The organism is Pseudomonas sp. zfem005 (genome assembly GCF_032621735.1).
Taxonomy (GTDB): domain Bacteria; phylum Pseudomonadota; class Gammaproteobacteria; order Pseudomonadales; family Pseudomonadaceae; genus Metapseudomonas; species Metapseudomonas solani.
On record NZ_JAVYJE010000007.1, the window covers coordinates 91,950 to 108,400 of the forward strand.

Sequence of the window (16,451 nt, forward strand, 5' to 3'; positions counted from 1 at the left end):
TGCTCCTTACGGGTGCTGCGGGCGCCAGGGCTCGATCAGCGCGTCGAGGTTCAGCGCGTCGGCGAAGTCGAGGAACTGATCGCGCAGCCAGCTGATCTGGGTGCCGGCGGGCAGCGTCACGGTGATGGTGGCGTTGAGCATGGTGCTCATGGTCTGCGGCGCCTGGTAGGTGTCGCAGGTGAGGCTCTCCAGTTCGACACGGTGATCGATGAAGAACTGGCACAGCTCGTTGAGGATATCCGGGCGGTACGCGGCGCTGACGTAGGCGACGTAGGGCAGCGACTGCGGGCGGGGCTCCAGCGCGGCGCTGCGGGTTACCTGGGTGGTGAACTCATGGCGCTTGGCCAGGGCGGGCAGGCCGGCTTCGAGGCGGGCCAGGGCATCCCAGCTGCCGGATACCTGCAGCACCAGGGCGCAGTACTCGCCGTGGCGGGTCAGGCGGCTGCTGACCACTGCGCAGCGGTTTTCCTGGCTGGCTCGGCACAGCACGTTGGTCAGCTCCATCGGGTTGACGCCAAGGGCACTGATCACAAGGAATTGTTCGCGGAGCGGGGTGGTGGACATGCAGCATTCCTAAAGCGAGAGGAGGGCGGGCAAAGCCGCGCCGATCAAAGCGGGAAGGTTAGCGAAAAGCGCCGCCGAGGGGAATGCTTGAGGCACCCTCGTCAGCTTGTGCTGGGCAATGGGCACCAGTACCATTACGGCTCTCTTTTTCCGGCAGGAGCGGTTGCATGATTGCGGGCAGTATGGTGGCACTGGTCACGCCCATGGATGCACAAGGTCAACTGGACTGGGCGAGTCTGACCAAGCTGGTGGATTTCCACCTGCAGGAAGGCACCAACGCCATAGTCGCAGTCGGCACCACGGGTGAATCCGCGACGCTGGACGTGAACGAACACATCGAAGTCATCCGCCGCGTGGTGGATCAGGTCAATGGCCGCATCCCGGTCATCGCCGGCACCGGGGGCAACTCCACCCGTGAGTCGGTCGACCTCACTGCCGCCGCCAAAGGCGTTGGCGCCGATGCCTGCCTGTTGGTGACCCCGTACTACAACAAGCCGACCCAGGAAGGCCTGTACCAGCATTTCCGCCACATCGCCGAATCCGTCGCGATTCCGCAGATCCTCTACAACGTCCCCGGCCGCACCGTCTGCGACATGCTGCCTGAGACCGTCGAGCGCCTGGCGAAGATCTCCAACATCATCGGCATCAAGGAAGCCACCGGCGACCTCAAGCGCGGCCAGGAAGTACTGGATCGCGTGAGCAAGGACTTCCTCGTCTATTCCGGTGACGACGCCACCGCCGTCGAGCTGATGCTCATGGGCGGCAAGGGCAACATCTCCGTGACCGCCAACGTCGCCCCCCGCGAGATGGCCGAACTCTGCGCCGCCGCCATGCGTGGCGATGCTGAAACCGCCCGTGCCATCAACGACAAGCTGATGCCGTTGCACAAGGCGCTGTTCATCGAATCGAACCCGATCCCGGTGAAATGGGCCCTGCACGAGATGGGCCTGATGCCCGACGGCATCCGTCTGCCGCTGACCTGGCTCAGCCCGCGTTGCCACGAACCGCTGCGTCAGGCGCTCCGCCAGTCCGGTGTATTGGTTTAATCCGAGGAATTACTACGCATGAAGCGACTGGCCGGACTTTCCGCTCTCGCCCTGATGATCTCCAGCACCAGCGGCTGCGGCTGGCTTTGGGGCGAAGATGGCTATTTCCGCGACCGCGGCAACGACTACCTGGAAGCGCGCCAGACCGCGCCCATGCAGCTGCCTCCGGATGCCCAATCCAAACGTCTTGATCCGTTGCTGCCGGTGCCGGTGAACGTCGCCGACAGCCGCAACGATGCCGACTACGAAGTCCCGCGCCCGCAGCCCCTGCAGGTCAAGGGCGAGGTCAGCGACTACAGCCTGCAGAAGAGCGGCGACTCCCGCTGGGTGGTTGCCCAGCGCGTCCCGGCCGAAGTGTGGCCGGTCGCGCGTCAGTTCTTCGAAGACGGCGGCTTCAAGGTCGTCGACGAGCGCCCGCAGACCGGTGAGTTCAGCACCGGCTGGCAGCGCCTGGACCAGCTCTCCGCTCCCCTGGCACGTCGCCTCGGCAGCCGTGTGAGCGGTGTCGAGCCCGACAGCGAAGTGCGTGCCCGCGTGCGCATCGAGCCGGGTGTGCAGCGCAACACCAGCGAGATCTTCGTCCTCACCACCACCCGTCCGGCAGGCAGCACCGCCGACACCGGTTGGCCGAGCCGTTCCGACAGCCCGAGCCTCGAGGCCGCGCTGATGGACGAAATGCTCGCCACCATGGCGCGTAGCGCCGAGCAGGGTGGTTCCGTGTCCCTGCTGGCAGCCCGTGACTTCGATGCGCCGAGCCGCGTGACCCTGTCCGAAGACGGCAGCGGTAACCCGATCCTCAACCTGGGCGCCGACTTCGACCGTTCCTGGTCGAGCGTGGGCCGTGCCCTGGAAGTGGCCGACGTACGCGTCGACGACATCAACCGCAGCCTGGGCGTGTACTACATCAACCTCGCCGAAGGCGCGGAGAAGGACCAGGAACCCGGTTTCTTCAGCCGCCTGTGGGGCAGCGCGCCCAGCAAGGAAGAGATCGAAGCCCGCGCCGACCGCTATCAGGTCCGCCTGACCCGCGTCGGCGACAGCGTGCAGGTCACCGTGGAGAAGGACATCAACACCGTGGCACCCGCCGATGTGGCGCGTCGCGTGCTGGGCCTGATCCAGGAAAACCTCGGCTGAGGCCGGACCGACCGGGTGGCGGGCAACCTCCACCCGGGCTCCAGTCGACGTGCCCCAGGGCGCGGCGGCAAGACAATAGGCGAAACCCCGCAGGTTTCGCCTGTTTCGTTTAACAGAGGCGGAAAATCCACATGACCACTCCCAGCACCCTGAGCCTGAAGAAGATCTACTCCGGTAAAGTCCGCGACCTCTATGAGATCGATGCCAAGCGCATGCTCATGGTCGCTACCGACCGGCTCTCGGCCTTCGACGTCATCCTCGAACAGCCGATCCCGGACAAGGGCAAGATCCTTACCGCCATCTCCAACTTCTGGTTCGACAAGCTCGCCGACGTGGTGCCCAACCACTTCACCGGCGACAAGGTCGAGGACGTGGTCCCCGCTGCCGAGCTGCCGCTGGTGGAAGGCCGCGCCGTGGTCGCCAAGCGCCTCAAGCCCGTTGCCGTCGAAGCCATCGTGCGCGGCTACATCGTCGGTTCCGGCTGGAAGGAGTATCAGAAGAGCGGCACCGTCTGCGGCATCCAGTTGCCCGCCGGCCTCAAGGAAGCCTCCAAGCTGCCCCAGCCGATCTTCACCCCCTCGACCAAGGCCGCCGTAGGCGACCATGACGAGAACATCTCCTTCGAGCAGTGCGAAGCCATCATCGGCAAGGAGCTGGCCGCCAAGGTCCGCGACACCGCCATCGCCCTCTACAGCACCGCCGTCGAATACGCGGCCACCCGCGGCATCATCATCGCCGACACCAAATTCGAGTTCGGTATCGACGAAGACGGCACCCTGACCCTGATGGACGAAGTGCTGACCCCCGATTCCAGCCGCTTCTGGCCGGTGGAGAGCTACGTCGAAGGCAGCAACCCGCCCAGCTTCGACAAGCAGTTCGTCCGTGACTGGCTCGAATCCACCGGCTGGAACAAGGAGCCGCCGGCTCCCGCTGTGCCCGCCGACGTCGCGCAGAAGACCGCCGACAAGTACCGCGAAGCCCTGACCAAGCTCACCGCCTGATCCCAGCGGCAGGTCCGCCAGCCCGGGCAATACGCAAGCATCTGAATGCACGCGAAAAAATTGCCTCGGCGGGCTTCGCCAAACGCCTTTCAGCTGGTATCATGCGCGCCGTTCGGGAAGATGCCGGAGTGGCCGAACGGGACGGATTCGAAATCCGTTGTGTCAGCAATGGCACCTAGGGTTCAAATCCCTATCTTCCCGCCATATACAGCAAAGCCCCTGGTTCGCGAGAGCCAGGGGCTTTGTGCTTTCAGGCATGCCCGTGCGCGCCTTGCGCTAGCAGGGTGCGCTGTACCAGCACCTTCATCCGGCGGATGTCTGACCAGAACAGCTCATCCGGGAACGGCCCCGGCGCCAGCGCGTTCTTCACCAGGAAGTAGCCCTCCTCGCAAATACCCTCCACCGGCACCACCACGCCCACGATGTGGTAGCAGCAGAACAGAGGGGGCGGCACCTCTTCCCAGTGCAGCTCCATTACTACCGTCTGTCCCAGGTTTGCCAGGGCCCTGGCGGTATTCAAGGGCTGGTTGTTCATGTTTCTTCCCCTTCGGAATCCCAAGCGCCGACTAGACCCGTGCACTTTCCGTGGATGGGCAGGGGAGCCGTAAAGAAGTCTTTCGGGTGCATGAGTCGACTCCGAGTGCTCTTGATAGGATCACGGTGGTTTATTTTGTTGGGTGGGACCACGGTGGTTCTATTGCTGTCAATACCACGGTGGTACATCCTCCCGCGGATGAGCAGAGAAGACCCCCAATTCAAACTGAGAATGCCTATCGAGTTGCGCGCCCAAGTGGAGCTGGCAGCAAAGAATTCAGGCCGATCACTGAACGCCGAGCTAATTGCTCGCATCGAAGCCAGCTTTCTTGGAGAGTTCGCCACCGAGAAGCTGATGCCAGCTGCCAGAGCAAGGGAGTTGGCGCTGATGGCGAGAGCGGGATTGCCGGACGAGATTCGTAGAAGAGCGATTGAAGCCATCTCGCACGCCGTCAGGCTTGGTCATGACGGTGCGAAGGTTGATGTCGAAGACCTGGGATTGAACTTCGGGCTTCCGGAGGCTCACCTGTCTCTCCTCATGAGCGGTGTCCTGCAAGAGCTGTCTGAAGCGGGCTACAAGGCGAGCTGGAAAGACGCAGCCTCTATTAGTATTGAGTTTTGAGACGGTAACGTTAAAGACGTTTTATGCAGACAGCGGGCGATAGAGCACGAGCGTTGATCAAGCGGCTGGGGCCGAAAAAGGCCAGTGAACTGGGTGGAGGCAACCACGACCGTTGGCGAAGCGTCAGCAAAGGTGCGGTGAGAGTCAGCACGGAAGAGATCGACGTGCTTGTGAAGGCCTATCCCCAGTACGCGTTCTGGCTGGCTTGCGGCCAGATTGCACCCGAGATCGGGCAGACAAGCCCGGCCTATGACGACACCCATCCAGATTTATCGCCATCCAGCGCTGAGTGACCACGGGCTGTGACCCGCAGCTTTCCGCCCAGCGCTGTATCGCTTCTGCCTAAGCGCCTGGCTTCTCCAGTCGTGCTCCCGGCAGCTGAGACCGGACGAACGCTAGCGCATCCACTGAATAGTGGATGCCATGCTTCGCCAAGTTCATGGGCAAGGGAATGCCCGACAAGCAGAGCTGCTCATCGCCTAACCTCGTATTCCATCGGATAGTCGCAAGGCTCCCGCTCAGCCTGTTCCGGCCACAACCACTGCGCATCCACACAACCCTGACGCTGGTAGAACCGCACCGTCTCCCTCGCCGAGTGGGACGAGACATACAGGCGCTGGATGCCCTTGTGGCGGGCCTCTTCGAGACAGCGGGCAAACAGCAGGCGCCCGACGCCCCTGCCACGCTCGGTGGCCTCGACATGGAACTCCTTCAATGGCCGGTAGCGCCCGGTGGGTTCTATAGGCGCGCCGTCCACACAGACGAAGCCGACGACCCGCCCCAGGCGGGTCGCCAGGCAGACCAAGCCGCCGTTGGCCAGAGCGGCCCGCAGCGTGTCCTTCACTTCCTGGCGGTCGGCCGGGGACCAGTCGTCGATGAAGGGGTCGGCGCTTTCCACCGCGTGGCTCGCCTGCAAGCGAATGACCCGGTCCACTACCTGCCGCCGCTCGAAGGTGAACACGAAGTCGAGGTCCGAATCGGCTACCGGTGCGGTGTGAAGGGTGATGTCCGGGGTGCTGCTCATGGGCTTCCTGCAGTTGATCCAGGGTGTGGGGCCGGGATGGTAGCGCGCCCGGCTGAAAACCGAGCAGGAAGCCAACGAGATCGAGGTACTGCCGCTGTACAAGGCCTCTGATCCGGCTTACGCCTACGGGGACGACACCGTCGTGCCGAGCAGGAGCTCAAGGGCCACAGATTGGTACCTGGTCAAGCAAGGCCCCTGAATCCTTCTTCGGTGCTCCGTGATCCTTCGGAGCCGTTGCCGCGTCGGTCACCTTGCACCGCTCCCGAAATGATGGCCAAAAGACATTTTATTGATATCAAAATGAGTTCATTTTCCGAAACGTTCGTCGCAGCTTGCGCCTTTTTGTATCGAAAAAGCGACAAAGCGCACGTTTTCCCCGTCACGCGCGAAGAACCCCGGCTACACCCTCCAGTCTAGGTTTTAGGTCGTCCGAAGGATGAAGTACCGGACAGTGGCGCAATGCCATTTCAGGCCTGCCTACAACCACTTCAAAAGGATTGGAGTCAGCATGAAAAATAATTTCAGACGTGTTGTCGGTTCCCTCGCTTTCGCCGTTTCCACCGCTTCCTTCGCCAGCCCCGCCGCAGACGCCGAATTCAAGGAATTCTGGAGTCCCGGCAAACCCAACCCTTCCATCTGCAACTCGCCCTTGCTGGTCGGCACGCCGCTCGGCCTGCCGCGCTGCCTGCAGGCGAGCAACATCTTCACCCGGCTCCAGGCGCTACAGGACGTCGCCAGCCTCAATGGCGGCAACCGCGCCGCTGGGCAGCCTGGCTACCAGGCGTCCATCGACTATGTGAAGAAGACCCTGCAGAAGGCCGGCTACAAGGTGACGGTGCAGCCGTTCCCCTTCACCGCCTACTACCCGAAAGGGCCGGGCACCCTGAACGCAGTCACACCAACCCCTGGCAACTACGTCTGGGATACGGACTTCACTTACCTCTCGCAAACCGAAGCCGGTGACGTGAGCGCCAAGGTGGTGCCCGTGGACGTGGCCCTGGGAGCGGGCAACAACTCCTCCAGTGGCTGCGAGGCGGAAGATTTCGCCAACTTCCCCAGCGGTTCCATTGCGCTGATCCAGCGGGGCACCTGCAACTTCGAAATGAAGGCCGAGAACGCCGCCGCCGCCGGTGCCGCCGGGGTGATCATCTTCAACCAGGGCAACACCGACGACCGCAAGGGCCTGGAGAACGTCACCCTGGGTGATGGCTACGAAGGCGGCATCCCGGTGATCTTCGCCACCTACGACAACGGCGCCGCCTGGGCCGGTACTGAAGGCCTGCAGCTGCGCATGGTGGTCGATGTGGTGCGCTCCAAGACCCAGACCTACAACCTGGTGGCCGAGACCCGCTACGGCAACCCGAACAACGTGGTGATGGTCGGTTCGCACTTGGACTCCGTGTTCGAGGGCGCAGGCATCAACGACAACGGTTCCGGCAGCGCCGCGCTGCTGGAGATGGCCGTGCTGCTGCGCAAGGCCTACCCGCTGAACAAGGTGCGTTTCGCCTGGTGGGGCGCCGAGGAATCCGGTCTGGTGGGCTCGACCTACTACGTCAACAATCTCACCCCCGAGGAGAAGAAGAAGATCAAGGCATACCTGAACTTCGACATGATCGGCTCGCCGAACTACGCGAACTTCATCTATGACGGCGACGGTTCTTCCTTCGGCCTGAAGGGGCCGGCCGGTTCGGCGGCGATCGAGCATCTGTTCGAGGCCTACTTCAAGCTGCGCCGTGCGCAGTTCGAAGGCACCGAGATCGACTTCCGCTCAGACTATGCGCAGTTCTTCGAGGATGGCATCGCCTTCGGTGGCCTGTTCACCGGCGCCGAGGACATCAAGACCGAAGAGCAGGCGCAGAAATATGGCGGCGCAGCCGGCCAGCCGTTCGACCCCTGCTACCACAGTGCCTGTGACAGCACGGCGAACATTGATCTCGATGCACTGGAGATCAATGGTGACGCCATGGCGTTCGCCACCAGCTGGTTGTCGATTTCCACCAAGATCATCGACGACGAAATCGCAGCGGCGAAGAAAGCTCAGGGCGCGACCCTGCGCAAGGCGGCGGTACGCGATATCGAGCGTTGGGGTGATGCCTACATCAAGTAACGCCTGATCGAACTTGCGCCGGGTATCCCGGCGCAAGCTCCCCATTGACGAAGCCCGGGTGCGCAAATACTGTATGTATGAACAGTATATGGAGGCTCCGCCATGGGTAACGTCCGCATCATCGGCCGCTTGGGGCCGTCATTCGCCAAACTTCCGCTTTACACCCTCGCCATCGATGAAAACGCCAAAGGGCCGGTGCGCTTGCGCCTGGAAGGCTGCGTCAGCCTGGACGAGCTCCTGGGCATCGATATTCCGCAAACCTTCACCGTGCGCCTGGAAGACGACAGCATGGATGGCATGGGCCTGGTCGCCGGTGACCTGCTGCTGGCGGATCGCTCCCGCGTAGCCGTCGACGGCAGCCTGGTGGTGGCGGTCATCGATGGGGATTTCTACATACGCCGATTGCGCCACGAGGACGGGCGCCGCGTGCTGCTGGCGGAGAACGCCCGTTACCCCGCGCTGAACCTCTCGCCCGAGCAGGATTGGATGATCCGCGGCGTGGTCACCCACAGCTTCCGTCGACCGGAGCGCTGGCAGCCATTGGCGTGAGGGGGGGAGGCCGTACCTCAGTGATGGGGTACGGTCGCTTGCCGGGGTTTGCGCCCGCTGGCCGGGTGTTCGACCTGCTCACGTGGCGCTCGGGTGGTGGGGTGATGGTGGTGGTGGGTGATTCTGAGCATGGCCCAGAGCATCGCAACGGCTACCAGCAGCCAACCCAGGATCAACAACACGATAAAGGCTTCAGGACTCATCGCTAACCGCCTCGGTGCCCGCAGATGGGCACACATCTGGAGTTTAGTCCGGCATCCGTGACGCTTCCCTGACAGGCCCCGCCTTCGGTCGGCTGGCCGGTTCCTTTGGGCGAAATGCGCCGGTGCTTGAAAACTTCGGCAGCAGGGGCGCAATAAAGTGCGGGTCGAACGACGTGCGGCGGGGTGCCTCAGTTGCAGAAGCGCTCCATGTTCTGCCGGGCTTTCTCATTGGGGGCGTTGCGCTGCTGGGCGGTCCAGAACTGGCACTTGGGGCTGGCCAGGCGTTCCGCCTCTTCGATACGGGCGTTGTCGCGCTGCTGGGCGGCACCCTGGTTCTGCTGGTAGCGCTCGAACATCTGCGCGTTGCTTTGTGGGGCGGGTGCAGGTGTGGGGGCAGGCCCCACCGGCGAACCCAAGGGTGCGGTGGCGCTCTGGCCCACTTGCTCCCAGGCGGCACTCACCAGGTGGCGATAGCCGAACCAGGCGGTGCCGGCAACGGCGACGAAACCGAGCCAGATGCCCAGGGCGATGCACAGCACCAGTTTCACCGGGTTGAAGCTGACGTGGAGTGTGCGGCTACGAGTGGGCATGGGACCTCCTGTGTGGCCAATGGACCGATCCGGGCGTGCCAGGTTCGATCTCAATGGGCTGCTATCACCTCATAGCATTGCCGAGTGCCGCCGATCACCAGGGTGATCTCCGCGCCGGCGCCCTTGCCCAGCAAGGCCTGCCCCAGCGGGGAGCGCGGGGTGATCACGGTGACTTCTCCGTCTTCGCCCTGCACTTTCAGCCCGGCAGCTTCCGGGCCGAGGAAGAGTAGCTGGCCGCTTCCGTTCTCGGCCTCCAGGTGCACCAGTGCGCTGAGCTGGATGCCGAGGGCCGGGTCGTGTTCACGCAGCACCAGGTTCTGGAACAGCCCGATCGCCTGCTTGATCTCGGCCGCGCGGCGGGCTTGCCCGGTAGCCAGGTAGGAGGCTTCCAGGCCCAGGGTGTCGTACTTGTTCTCGGCGACGTTCTCTTCATGGGTCGCTGCTTCATAAGCCGTCTGTGCGGCACGTTGCAGCAGCTCCAGATCGTGCGTGAGCGTGTCGATGATCAAGTGCTGGATACGGGCTTTGTCCATGGCGGAGATTCCTGCGGCGAAGGGTGCATTCTACGGCTGCCAATCGGTGAAGAGGAGGGGATTGTATTTTGTGTGTTTGCAGCATATTTGCTTTATATTGATGCAAACGCACGGAGGAATCCCATGAGCGCCCTCAGCCGCCCCACCCTCGATCCCGATGCCGTACTGGCCAAGGCCCTGCTCAATACCCGTGAGCAACTGGGGCTGACCCAACAGCAACTGGCCGATATCGTCGGGGTGCACCGCACTGCTATCACCCGTTGGGCGGACAGCGGCGGCATCCGCCCGCAGAGCAAGACCGGCGAGCTGGCGCTGCTGTTGATCCGCGCCTACCGCGCCCTGTTCGCCCTGTTCGGCGGCAACCTCGATGACATGCGCCACTTCCTGCGCACCGAGAACCGCCATCTGGGTGCCGTGCCCCTCGAACTGATGGCCCAGGTGCAGGGTCTGGTAAGGGTGGTGGAGTACCTGGACGCCATCCGCGGCAAGATCTGAACGTCCCCCGATAACAACAACGAAGGAAGGCTGGACATGGATATCTGGACGACCTGCCAAGGCCCGGAACGGATCAGGCCCTTGCGTGGCCGCCTGGTGCGCCTGGTGGAGAGCCAGGAGCAGGTGGCCACCCTGCAACTGGTGGACAACCTCGCCGAGCAGGCGCTGCTGGAAGAGCTGATCGAGACCAGCAAGCCGCCACTGCCCCGTAGCGCCGAACCGCTGCACTACTTGCTGAAGACTCCGTTCCGCTACCCGCCGCTGCGCTGGGGTTCGCGCTTCGGCACCGTTCACGAGCCCAGCCTGTTCTATGCTGCCTCGCGCCTGGAAACCGCCATGGCCGAAGGCGCCTTCTACCGCTTCGTGCTGTGGAGCGGCATGGCGGTGCCGCCGCCCAGCGGGCGCATCCTGTCCGAGCATTCGTCCTTCGAGGCGCGCTTCCAGGTCGAGCGCGGTGTGCAACTGCAATTGCCGCCTTTCGATGCCCACGACGAAGCACTCGCCGACCCGGTGGACTACCGCACCAGCCAGGCGCTGGGTGCCGCCATGCGCGCTGCGGGGGTCGAGGCCTTCGAGTACCGCTCCGCGCGTTGCCCGTTGCAGGGCACCAATATCGCGCTGTTCACCCCTGAAGCCTTCACCGACCGGCGGCCGCGCAATCTCACGCCCTGGCTCTGCGAAACCACGGCCGAATACGTCGCCTTCAAGCATGCCCAGGCACCGGACACACCGCGTCTGTTCCGCATGACCCAGTTCCTCGTCGACGGTCGCCTGCCGCAGCCGGCATGAGCCCCCGCCCGATGAGCGAATCCTGGCCACAACAGCTGCTGTCCCTGGTCGGTTCCCCCGCCGGCATCGCTGCGAGCTACGTGGAGTCGCTGCTGCCTGCAGCGGCAGAGCGCGGCCTGGATGTCAGCGAGCTGCTGCGGGTTGTGGATATCCCGGCGGAGCAGCTGGCGTTGCCGGGCTATCGCTTGCCGCTGTTCAAGGCCTTTGCCCTGCTGTTGCAGGCCGAGCGCCTGGGGGGCGACCCGCTGATCGGCCTGCGCCTGGGCCTGGCCGTGCGCCCGCGTTCGTTCCAGGTGCTCGGTTATTCGGCCATGAGCTGCGCCACGCTGGGTGAGGCCATCCAGCGTCTGCAGCGTTTCGAGCAACTGGTCTGGGACATCGGCGAAACCCGGCTGGAGGAGGAGGGCGAGCAGGTTGCCCTGACCTGGCGGCCACGCTTGTTGCCCTGGGTGCCCCGTCAGGTGGTGGAAATGGCCCTGGCCGGCTGGCTGGCCTTCGGTCGCTGGCTGAGTGACGGGCGCGCGCAGCCCTTGCAGGTGGAGTTCCGCCATCGCCTCGACACGGCTGCCGACGTCTATGCCGAGGTGCTTGGCTGCCCGGTCCAGGGTGGTTGCACGCGCAATGCGGTGATTTTCCACAGGGCGCTGCTGCAGACGCCGTTGCGAGAGGCCGACCCCCACCTGCGCAGCCTGATGGACGCCCAGGGCGAAGCCTGCCTGGCGGCCTATCGCCTCGACGCCAACCTGGCCAACGAGGTGCGTGCGGCGCTTTGTACCGGCCTGGCGCAGGGGCAGATCGGCCTCGATGACGTGGCCGGGCATCTGGGGCTCACTGCACGCATCCTGCGTCGCCGCCTGGGGGAAGCCGGTTTGGCCTTGCCCGGTCTGCTCGATGAAGTGCGCAAGGATCTGGCGCAGCTTTACCTGCAGCACACCGACTTCGCCCTGCTGGAAATCGCCTACGTGCTGGGCTTTGCCGAACAAAGCTCATTCTCCCGAGCCTTCCGTCGCTGGACGGGCTTGCCGCCGACGGCTTTTCGCCGGGAAAAGCGGCCGAAGCGCCCTGAAACGGGGCGCTGCAGGGGTTGACAGGAATGAGTTGTGCACAATGGCGAGGCAGCTTGTCATTTCGCAGTCACATTCGCGCGTAACCGCTTGATTCTTCGTGGCGCTCTATTAAAGCAATGAAAAATAAAGGGTTTTCAGGTTGGTGAAAAAATCGTCAATTTGACGGGAGCGCCCGTTTCATCGGGTTTGAAGGGGATTTCTCGCTGTTTTCCCACAGAGTTATCCACAGCTTCTGTGGATTGTCCCGAGCGCTTGCTCTAGAACGCCGCTCCCAGGCTTGGCAAGACTTTACCTGCGGCGAAAAAGGAGTAGAGTGCGCGACCTTCCCGGCCGCCACACCCCTTTACATGAAGTCCAGAGCACTCGTCGAAACCGCCCAGCAGAACCAACGCTTGCCCCTGCGCATGGCCCTCTGGTTGCTCGACAACCCTCGCCTCGGCCAGGCCGCCAGCGTCAAGCGGCTTGCCGGCAAACTGCTCAAGCAACCGGCCCGTCAGGGCGTGGTGGCTGCTCAGAGCCGCCTCGGCCAGATGCTCTGCCGCGACTGTGGCAACACCCGTGATCGCCGTATCGGCTTCGACATGCTGCGCCAGGCCGCGCGTGCCGGTGATCGCCGCGCCCAGCTCGAACTGGGCCGCCTTTATGCACAGCCCCGCACCCAGGAATTGCAGCAGGCCCGCCACTGGCTGGAGCAGGCAGCCGCCCAGGGTTCCCACGAGGCCAAGCGCCTGCTGAGCCGTCTGCCCAGCGCCTGACCGCCGCCTGGGCGCTGGGTATACTGCCCGGCATCCTTCCGCGGAGCCCCCCATGCCCTTCGACCTGCCCAATCTGCTAATCGGCCTCGCGCTCGCCGCTGTTCCCCTGTTGGGCCTGGCCTGGCATCAGCAACGCCGCATTGCCGCCGGCGAACTCGAACGGCTGTTGCTCGACGAGCGCCTCGCCACCGCTCAGATGGCCCAGGACGGGCTCGGTGCCCAGCTCGACGACAGCCGCGTGGAAATCCGCGAACTCACCCAGAACAACGCCGCCCAACAGGCCGAACTGGCAGCGTTGCGCCGCGAGGCCGAGCTGCTCGGCGTCGAGCGCAAGGCCGCTCGCGAAGCCCAGGCGGCCTGGAGCGAGGAGCGCGAGCGCAAGGAGGGCGAGCTGCGTCGCCTGGATAGCGAGCGTGCCGCCCTGGCCGCGGAGCTGCGCGAGCAGCAGGATTCCCACGCCCAGCGCCTGGCCGACCTGCAGGCCGCTCGCGATGATTTGCGCGCCCAGTTCGCCGATCTGGCCGGGAAGATCTTCGATGAGCGCGAGCAGCGTTTCGCCGAGACCAGCCAGCAGCGCCTGGGGCAGCTGCTCGACCCGTTGAAGGAGCGCATCCAGGCCTTCGAGAAGCGTGTCGAGGAGAGTTATCAACAGGAGGCGCGCGAACGCTTCTCCCTGGGCAAGGAGCTGGAGCGCCTGCAGCAGCTCAACCAGCGCCTGGGGGATGAGGCCACCAACCTCACCCGCGCGCTCAAGGGCCAGAAGACCCAGGGCAATTGGGGCGAGCTGGTGCTGGAACGGGTGCTGGAGCATGCCGGCCTGGAGAAGGGCCGCGAGTACCAGACCCAGGTCAGCCTGAACAGCGCCGATGGCCAGCGCTTCCAGCCCGACGTGCTGATCCAGCTGCCCGGCGACAAGCAGGTGGTGGTGGACGCCAAGGTCAGCCTTACCGCCTACCAGGCGCTGATCGCTGCTGAAGACGAGGCCGTCCGTGCCCAGGCGCTGAAACAGCACGTGCTGTCCTTGCGTAATCACCTCAAGGGGCTGTCGGTGAAGGATTACCAGCGCCTGGAGGGCCTGCACAGCCTGGACTTCGTGCTGCTCTTCGTGCCCATCGAGGCCGCGTTCGCTGCCGCCTTGCAGGCCGATCCGGGGTTGTTCCAGGAGGCTTACGACCAGCACATCGTCATCGTCAGCCCGACCACCCTGCTGGCCACCCTGAGGGTCATCGACAGCCTGTGGCGCCAGGAGCGGCAGAGCCAGAACGCCCGGGAGATCGCCGAGCGCGCCGGGGCCCTTTACGACAAGTTCGTCGCCTTCGTGCAGGACCTGGACGAGATGGGCAGCCGCCTGCAGCAGCTGGACAAGGCCTACGCCGCCGCCCGCAACAAGCTGGTGGACGGGCGCGGCAACCTCGTCAGCCGGGTCGAGAACATCAAGCTGCTAGGGGCCCGCGCCAGCAAGAGCCTACCCACCGACCTGCTCGAGCGCGCGGCAGGGCTGCCGCTGCTGGATGAGCTGGAGGAGTGATGCCTTCGTTCTGGGCCCAGCTGGTGGGCCTCATTCCTCGGTGCCGGCCGGCGGGTCAGGCGCCCGCTTCCGCCGCGGCACGCTGCGCTGCCGGCGAGCGCTCCAGGTAACTCAGCGCCACTGACAGATCGCCTTCGGTACGCGGGTGGAAACCCGGCTCGTAATAGCGCAGCACCGCGCGGCCTATGCTGGCGGGCGTGGGCAGCGTGTCGCGGGCGCCCAGGCGACGCCAGTGGCGGAGGAAGCCGGCACGCTTGCGCGTAGCCGGGTCCTGGCGCATCAGGCTGGCGGAGCCGACGCTGAACAGGGTGATCAGCGCGATGCACGCCACCACCATGTAGAACCCCCGCGCCAGCAGGCTGCCGCCCAGGTGCACATGCAGGTCATGGGCGACGCAGCGGTGCTCCACTTCCTCGGCACCGTGCCAGCGCAGCAGGTCGAGCATCACCGGGTCGGCTTGGTCGAGGCTGCGGGTGGTGATGATCCAGTTGCCCAGCACGCAGGTGAAATGTTCCACGGCGGCGATCAGGCCGACGCGCTGGCGCAGCCACCAGGGTTGCAGCCAGCGGCTCAGGCGGTGTTCGCCCAGCGGGTGGTCGCAGAGCACCTTGTCGAACAGGCGGTAGATGCCGGCGGTGACCGGCGCTGGGTCCAGCCCGTGGCGTTCCAGGTAGGGTTTCAATGCGCTGTCGTGGGCGCGGGCGTGTTGCGCCTCCTGGCGCACGAAGCCGCGCACGTCCTCGGCCAGCAGCGGGTCGGTCACCTGGGGCAGGGCCTTGTTGTAGACCCGGCAGAACCAGAACTCCCCGGCCGGCAGGATCAGGTGCAGGCTGTTCATGATGTGCGAAGCCTCGGGTTCGCCCGGTACCCAGTGCAGCGGCGTGTCGGCGAAGTCGAAGCGCACCTTGCGCTGTTCGAGGCGGTGGTGCTCGGTGCTCATGAGGCTCTCCTGGCCGGTTCCTCGCGGTCGACGAATTCACGCAGCCAACCGGCCAGCCGCTGCGGCTCGGCCAGCAGTTGCCAGTGGCCGGCGCGCACTTCGCGGCGCCACAGGGTCGGCGCCCAGCGGGTCAGCTCGTCGAACAGCTGCGGACGCACGAAGCGGTCGCGGGTGGGGATGACCAGGTGCACGGGCAGGTCGGTGTGACGTTCACGGGGGCGGAACAGGCTGCTGATGAAATTGGCGCGGTAGAGCCTCACCCCACGCTGGCCGTCGGTGAGCTGGGTGCTGCTGACGTGTGGCTTGGCGATGCCTTCGACGCGGCGCAGCAGGCCTGGCCAGGCGCGGGCAAGTCCCAGTTTCCAGGTGAGCTCCGGCAGCAGCGGGGTGTGGAAAAAGGCGATGTACCAGGAGCTGAGCAGTTGCCCGATCATCTGCAGGTAGGCGCCGACGCGCTTTTCCCGCAGGCGGCTGCGCATCCAGTGGCCGACGTGGTCCAGGCAGGGGCCGGAGATGCTGGTGTAGGACGCCAGCAGGGGTTGGATACGCGGCTCGGTCACCGCTTCCCAGCTCTGGATCGAGCCCCAGTCGTGGGCCACCAGGTGCACGCGGCGATCCGGGCTGAGGGCACGCAGCACCGCTTCCAGGTCATTGGCCAGGCGCGGCAGGCGGTAGTCGCGGATGCGCGGCGGCACCCCCGATGCGCCGGCGCCACGCACGTCGTAGGCGATGATGCGGTAGTCCGCCGCCAGTTCGCGCACCAGCGGCAGCCACACCTCGTGGCTGTCCGGGTAGCCGTGCACCAGCAGCAGGGTCGGCCCCTTGGCATTGCCCCACTGGTAGGTGGCCAGGCGCACGCCGTCGCCTTGCACCGTCACGCGCTGGGGTTCGAGGGTGAGGGGCGCGTTCATCGGCTCGCCTCCCGGTGCGGGCGAAGGGTGGCGGGGTGCGTGGCGGGCATGGCGGATCT

The 16,451-nt window shown here is 64.9% G+C and carries 19 protein-coding genes and 1 tRNA gene; 13 read left to right on the forward strand and 7 right to left on the reverse strand.

All coding sequences use genetic code 11. The features are described 5' to 3' along the window. Window positions 1-6: 6 nt before the first annotated feature. Window positions 7-564, reverse strand: a complete 558-nt coding sequence (locus RTW82_RS16525; protein ID WP_316925739.1) for a glycine cleavage system protein R — start codon at window positions 562-564, stop codon at window positions 7-9. Between the two features lie 167 nt (window positions 565-731). On the opposite strand from RTW82_RS16525, the gene dapA reads away from it, so the two are divergent. The 4 genes from dapA to RTW82_RS16545 all read left to right on the forward strand — a co-directional run bounded on the left by dapA (window position 732) and on the right by RTW82_RS16545 (window position 3,949). Beyond that, entirely contained in the window at window positions 732-1,610 is an 879-nt protein-coding gene (gene dapA, locus RTW82_RS16530) for a 4-hydroxy-tetrahydrodipicolinate synthase (protein ID WP_021221407.1), read from the forward strand. A gap of 18 nt (window positions 1,611-1,628) precedes the next feature. Then, window positions 1,629-2,744 (forward strand): outer membrane protein assembly factor BamC, encoded by a 1,116-nt coding sequence (gene bamC, locus RTW82_RS16535; protein WP_021221406.1) that lies wholly within the window; start codon window positions 1,629-1,631, stop codon window positions 2,742-2,744. Between the two features lie 131 nt (window positions 2,745-2,875). Next, window positions 2,876-3,745, forward strand: coding sequence for a phosphoribosylaminoimidazolesuccinocarboxamide synthase (locus RTW82_RS16540; protein ID WP_021221405.1), 870 nt, complete (start codon window positions 2,876-2,878; stop codon window positions 3,743-3,745). A gap of 114 nt (window positions 3,746-3,859) precedes the next feature. Further along, window positions 3,860-3,949 (forward strand) — tRNA-Ser (locus tag RTW82_RS16545). A 46-nt stretch (window positions 3,950-3,995) separates the two neighbouring features. Here RTW82_RS16545 and RTW82_RS16550 read toward each other — a convergent pair. Further along, on the reverse strand, window positions 3,996-4,280 hold the full coding sequence (locus RTW82_RS16550) for a hypothetical protein (protein ID WP_316925740.1): 285 nt from the start codon (window positions 4,278-4,280) through the stop codon (window positions 3,996-3,998). A 198-nt stretch (window positions 4,281-4,478) separates the two neighbouring features. Between RTW82_RS16550 and RTW82_RS16555 the strand changes: the two genes are divergently transcribed. Together RTW82_RS16555 and RTW82_RS16560 are read left to right on the forward strand one after the other, a co-directional pair. Further along, window positions 4,479-4,901 (forward strand): Arc family DNA-binding protein, encoded by a 423-nt coding sequence (locus RTW82_RS16555; protein WP_184487751.1) that lies wholly within the window; start codon window positions 4,479-4,481, stop codon window positions 4,899-4,901. Between the two features lie 53 nt (window positions 4,902-4,954). Continuing rightward, the gene (locus RTW82_RS16560) at window positions 4,955-5,194 is read left to right on the forward strand and encodes a DNA-binding protein (RefSeq protein ID WP_081672337.1); all 240 of its coding nucleotides are present in this window, start codon (window positions 4,955-4,957) and stop codon (window positions 5,192-5,194) included. A 179-nt stretch (window positions 5,195-5,373) separates the two neighbouring features. On the opposite strand, the gene RTW82_RS16565 is transcribed toward RTW82_RS16560, so the two are convergent. Beyond that, window positions 5,374-5,925, reverse strand: a complete 552-nt coding sequence (locus RTW82_RS16565; RefSeq protein WP_316925741.1) for a GNAT family N-acetyltransferase — start codon at window positions 5,923-5,925, stop codon at window positions 5,374-5,376. Between the two features lie 508 nt (window positions 5,926-6,433). On the opposite strand from RTW82_RS16565, the gene RTW82_RS16570 reads away from it, so the two are divergent. Together RTW82_RS16570 and RTW82_RS16575 are read left to right on the forward strand one after the other, a co-directional pair. Further along, window positions 6,434-8,032 (forward strand): M28 family metallopeptidase, encoded by a 1,599-nt coding sequence (locus RTW82_RS16570; protein ID WP_316925742.1) that lies wholly within the window; start codon window positions 6,434-6,436, stop codon window positions 8,030-8,032. 102 nt (window positions 8,033-8,134) lie between these two features. Then, window positions 8,135-8,581, forward strand: coding sequence for a S24 family peptidase (locus RTW82_RS16575; RefSeq protein ID WP_316925743.1), 447 nt, complete (start codon window positions 8,135-8,137; stop codon window positions 8,579-8,581). A 391-nt stretch (window positions 8,582-8,972) separates the two neighbouring features. Here RTW82_RS16575 and RTW82_RS16585 read toward each other — a convergent pair whose 3' ends face one another. Together RTW82_RS16585 and RTW82_RS16590 are read right to left on the reverse strand one after the other, a co-directional pair. Then, the gene (locus RTW82_RS16585) at window positions 8,973-9,374 is read right to left on the reverse strand and encodes a hypothetical protein (RefSeq protein ID WP_316925745.1); all 402 of its coding nucleotides are present in this window, start codon (window positions 9,372-9,374) and stop codon (window positions 8,973-8,975) included. A 50-nt stretch (window positions 9,375-9,424) separates the two neighbouring features. Beyond that, on the reverse strand, window positions 9,425-9,907 hold the full coding sequence (locus RTW82_RS16590; protein ID WP_271658683.1) for a transcription elongation factor GreAB: 483 nt from the start codon (window positions 9,905-9,907) through the stop codon (window positions 9,425-9,427). A gap of 123 nt (window positions 9,908-10,030) precedes the next feature. Between RTW82_RS16590 and RTW82_RS16595 the strand changes: the two genes are divergently transcribed. The 5 genes from RTW82_RS16595 to rmuC all read left to right on the forward strand — a co-directional run bounded on the left by RTW82_RS16595 (window position 10,031) and on the right by rmuC (window position 14,541). Continuing rightward, window positions 10,031-10,402: an antitoxin Xre/MbcA/ParS toxin-binding domain-containing protein gene (locus RTW82_RS16595; RefSeq protein ID WP_021221398.1), complete on the forward strand. Its 372-nt coding sequence runs from the start codon at window positions 10,031-10,033 to the stop codon at window positions 10,400-10,402. Window positions 10,403-10,438: 36 nt separating this feature from the next. Beyond that, a complete protein-coding gene (locus RTW82_RS16600; RefSeq protein WP_316925746.1) occupies window positions 10,439-11,191 on the forward strand; it encodes an RES family NAD+ phosphorylase in 753 nt (250 codons plus the stop codon). A gap of 11 nt (window positions 11,192-11,202) precedes the next feature. After that, on the forward strand, window positions 11,203-12,279 hold the full coding sequence (locus RTW82_RS16605) for an AraC family transcriptional regulator (protein WP_316925747.1): 1,077 nt from the start codon (window positions 11,203-11,205) through the stop codon (window positions 12,277-12,279). A 326-nt stretch (window positions 12,280-12,605) separates the two neighbouring features. After that, window positions 12,606-13,013 (forward strand): tetratricopeptide repeat protein, encoded by a 408-nt coding sequence (locus tag RTW82_RS16610; RefSeq protein WP_021221395.1) that lies wholly within the window; start codon window positions 12,606-12,608, stop codon window positions 13,011-13,013. A gap of 166 nt (window positions 13,014-13,179) precedes the next feature. Then, window positions 13,180-14,541: a DNA recombination protein RmuC gene (gene rmuC, locus RTW82_RS16615; RefSeq protein WP_316925901.1), complete on the forward strand. Its 1,362-nt coding sequence runs from the start codon at window positions 13,180-13,182 to the stop codon at window positions 14,539-14,541. Between the two features lie 55 nt (window positions 14,542-14,596). On the opposite strand, the gene RTW82_RS16620 is transcribed toward rmuC, so the two are convergent. Further along, window positions 14,597-15,481, reverse strand: coding sequence for a metal-dependent hydrolase (locus RTW82_RS16620; protein WP_043243092.1), 885 nt, complete (start codon window positions 15,479-15,481; stop codon window positions 14,597-14,599). Next, window positions 15,478-16,392, reverse strand: a complete 915-nt coding sequence (locus tag RTW82_RS16625) for an alpha/beta fold hydrolase (RefSeq protein ID WP_021221392.1) — start codon at window positions 16,390-16,392, stop codon at window positions 15,478-15,480. The genes RTW82_RS16620 and RTW82_RS16625 overlap by 4 nt, the downstream gene beginning before the upstream one ends. Window positions 16,393-16,451: the final 59 nt, after the last annotated feature.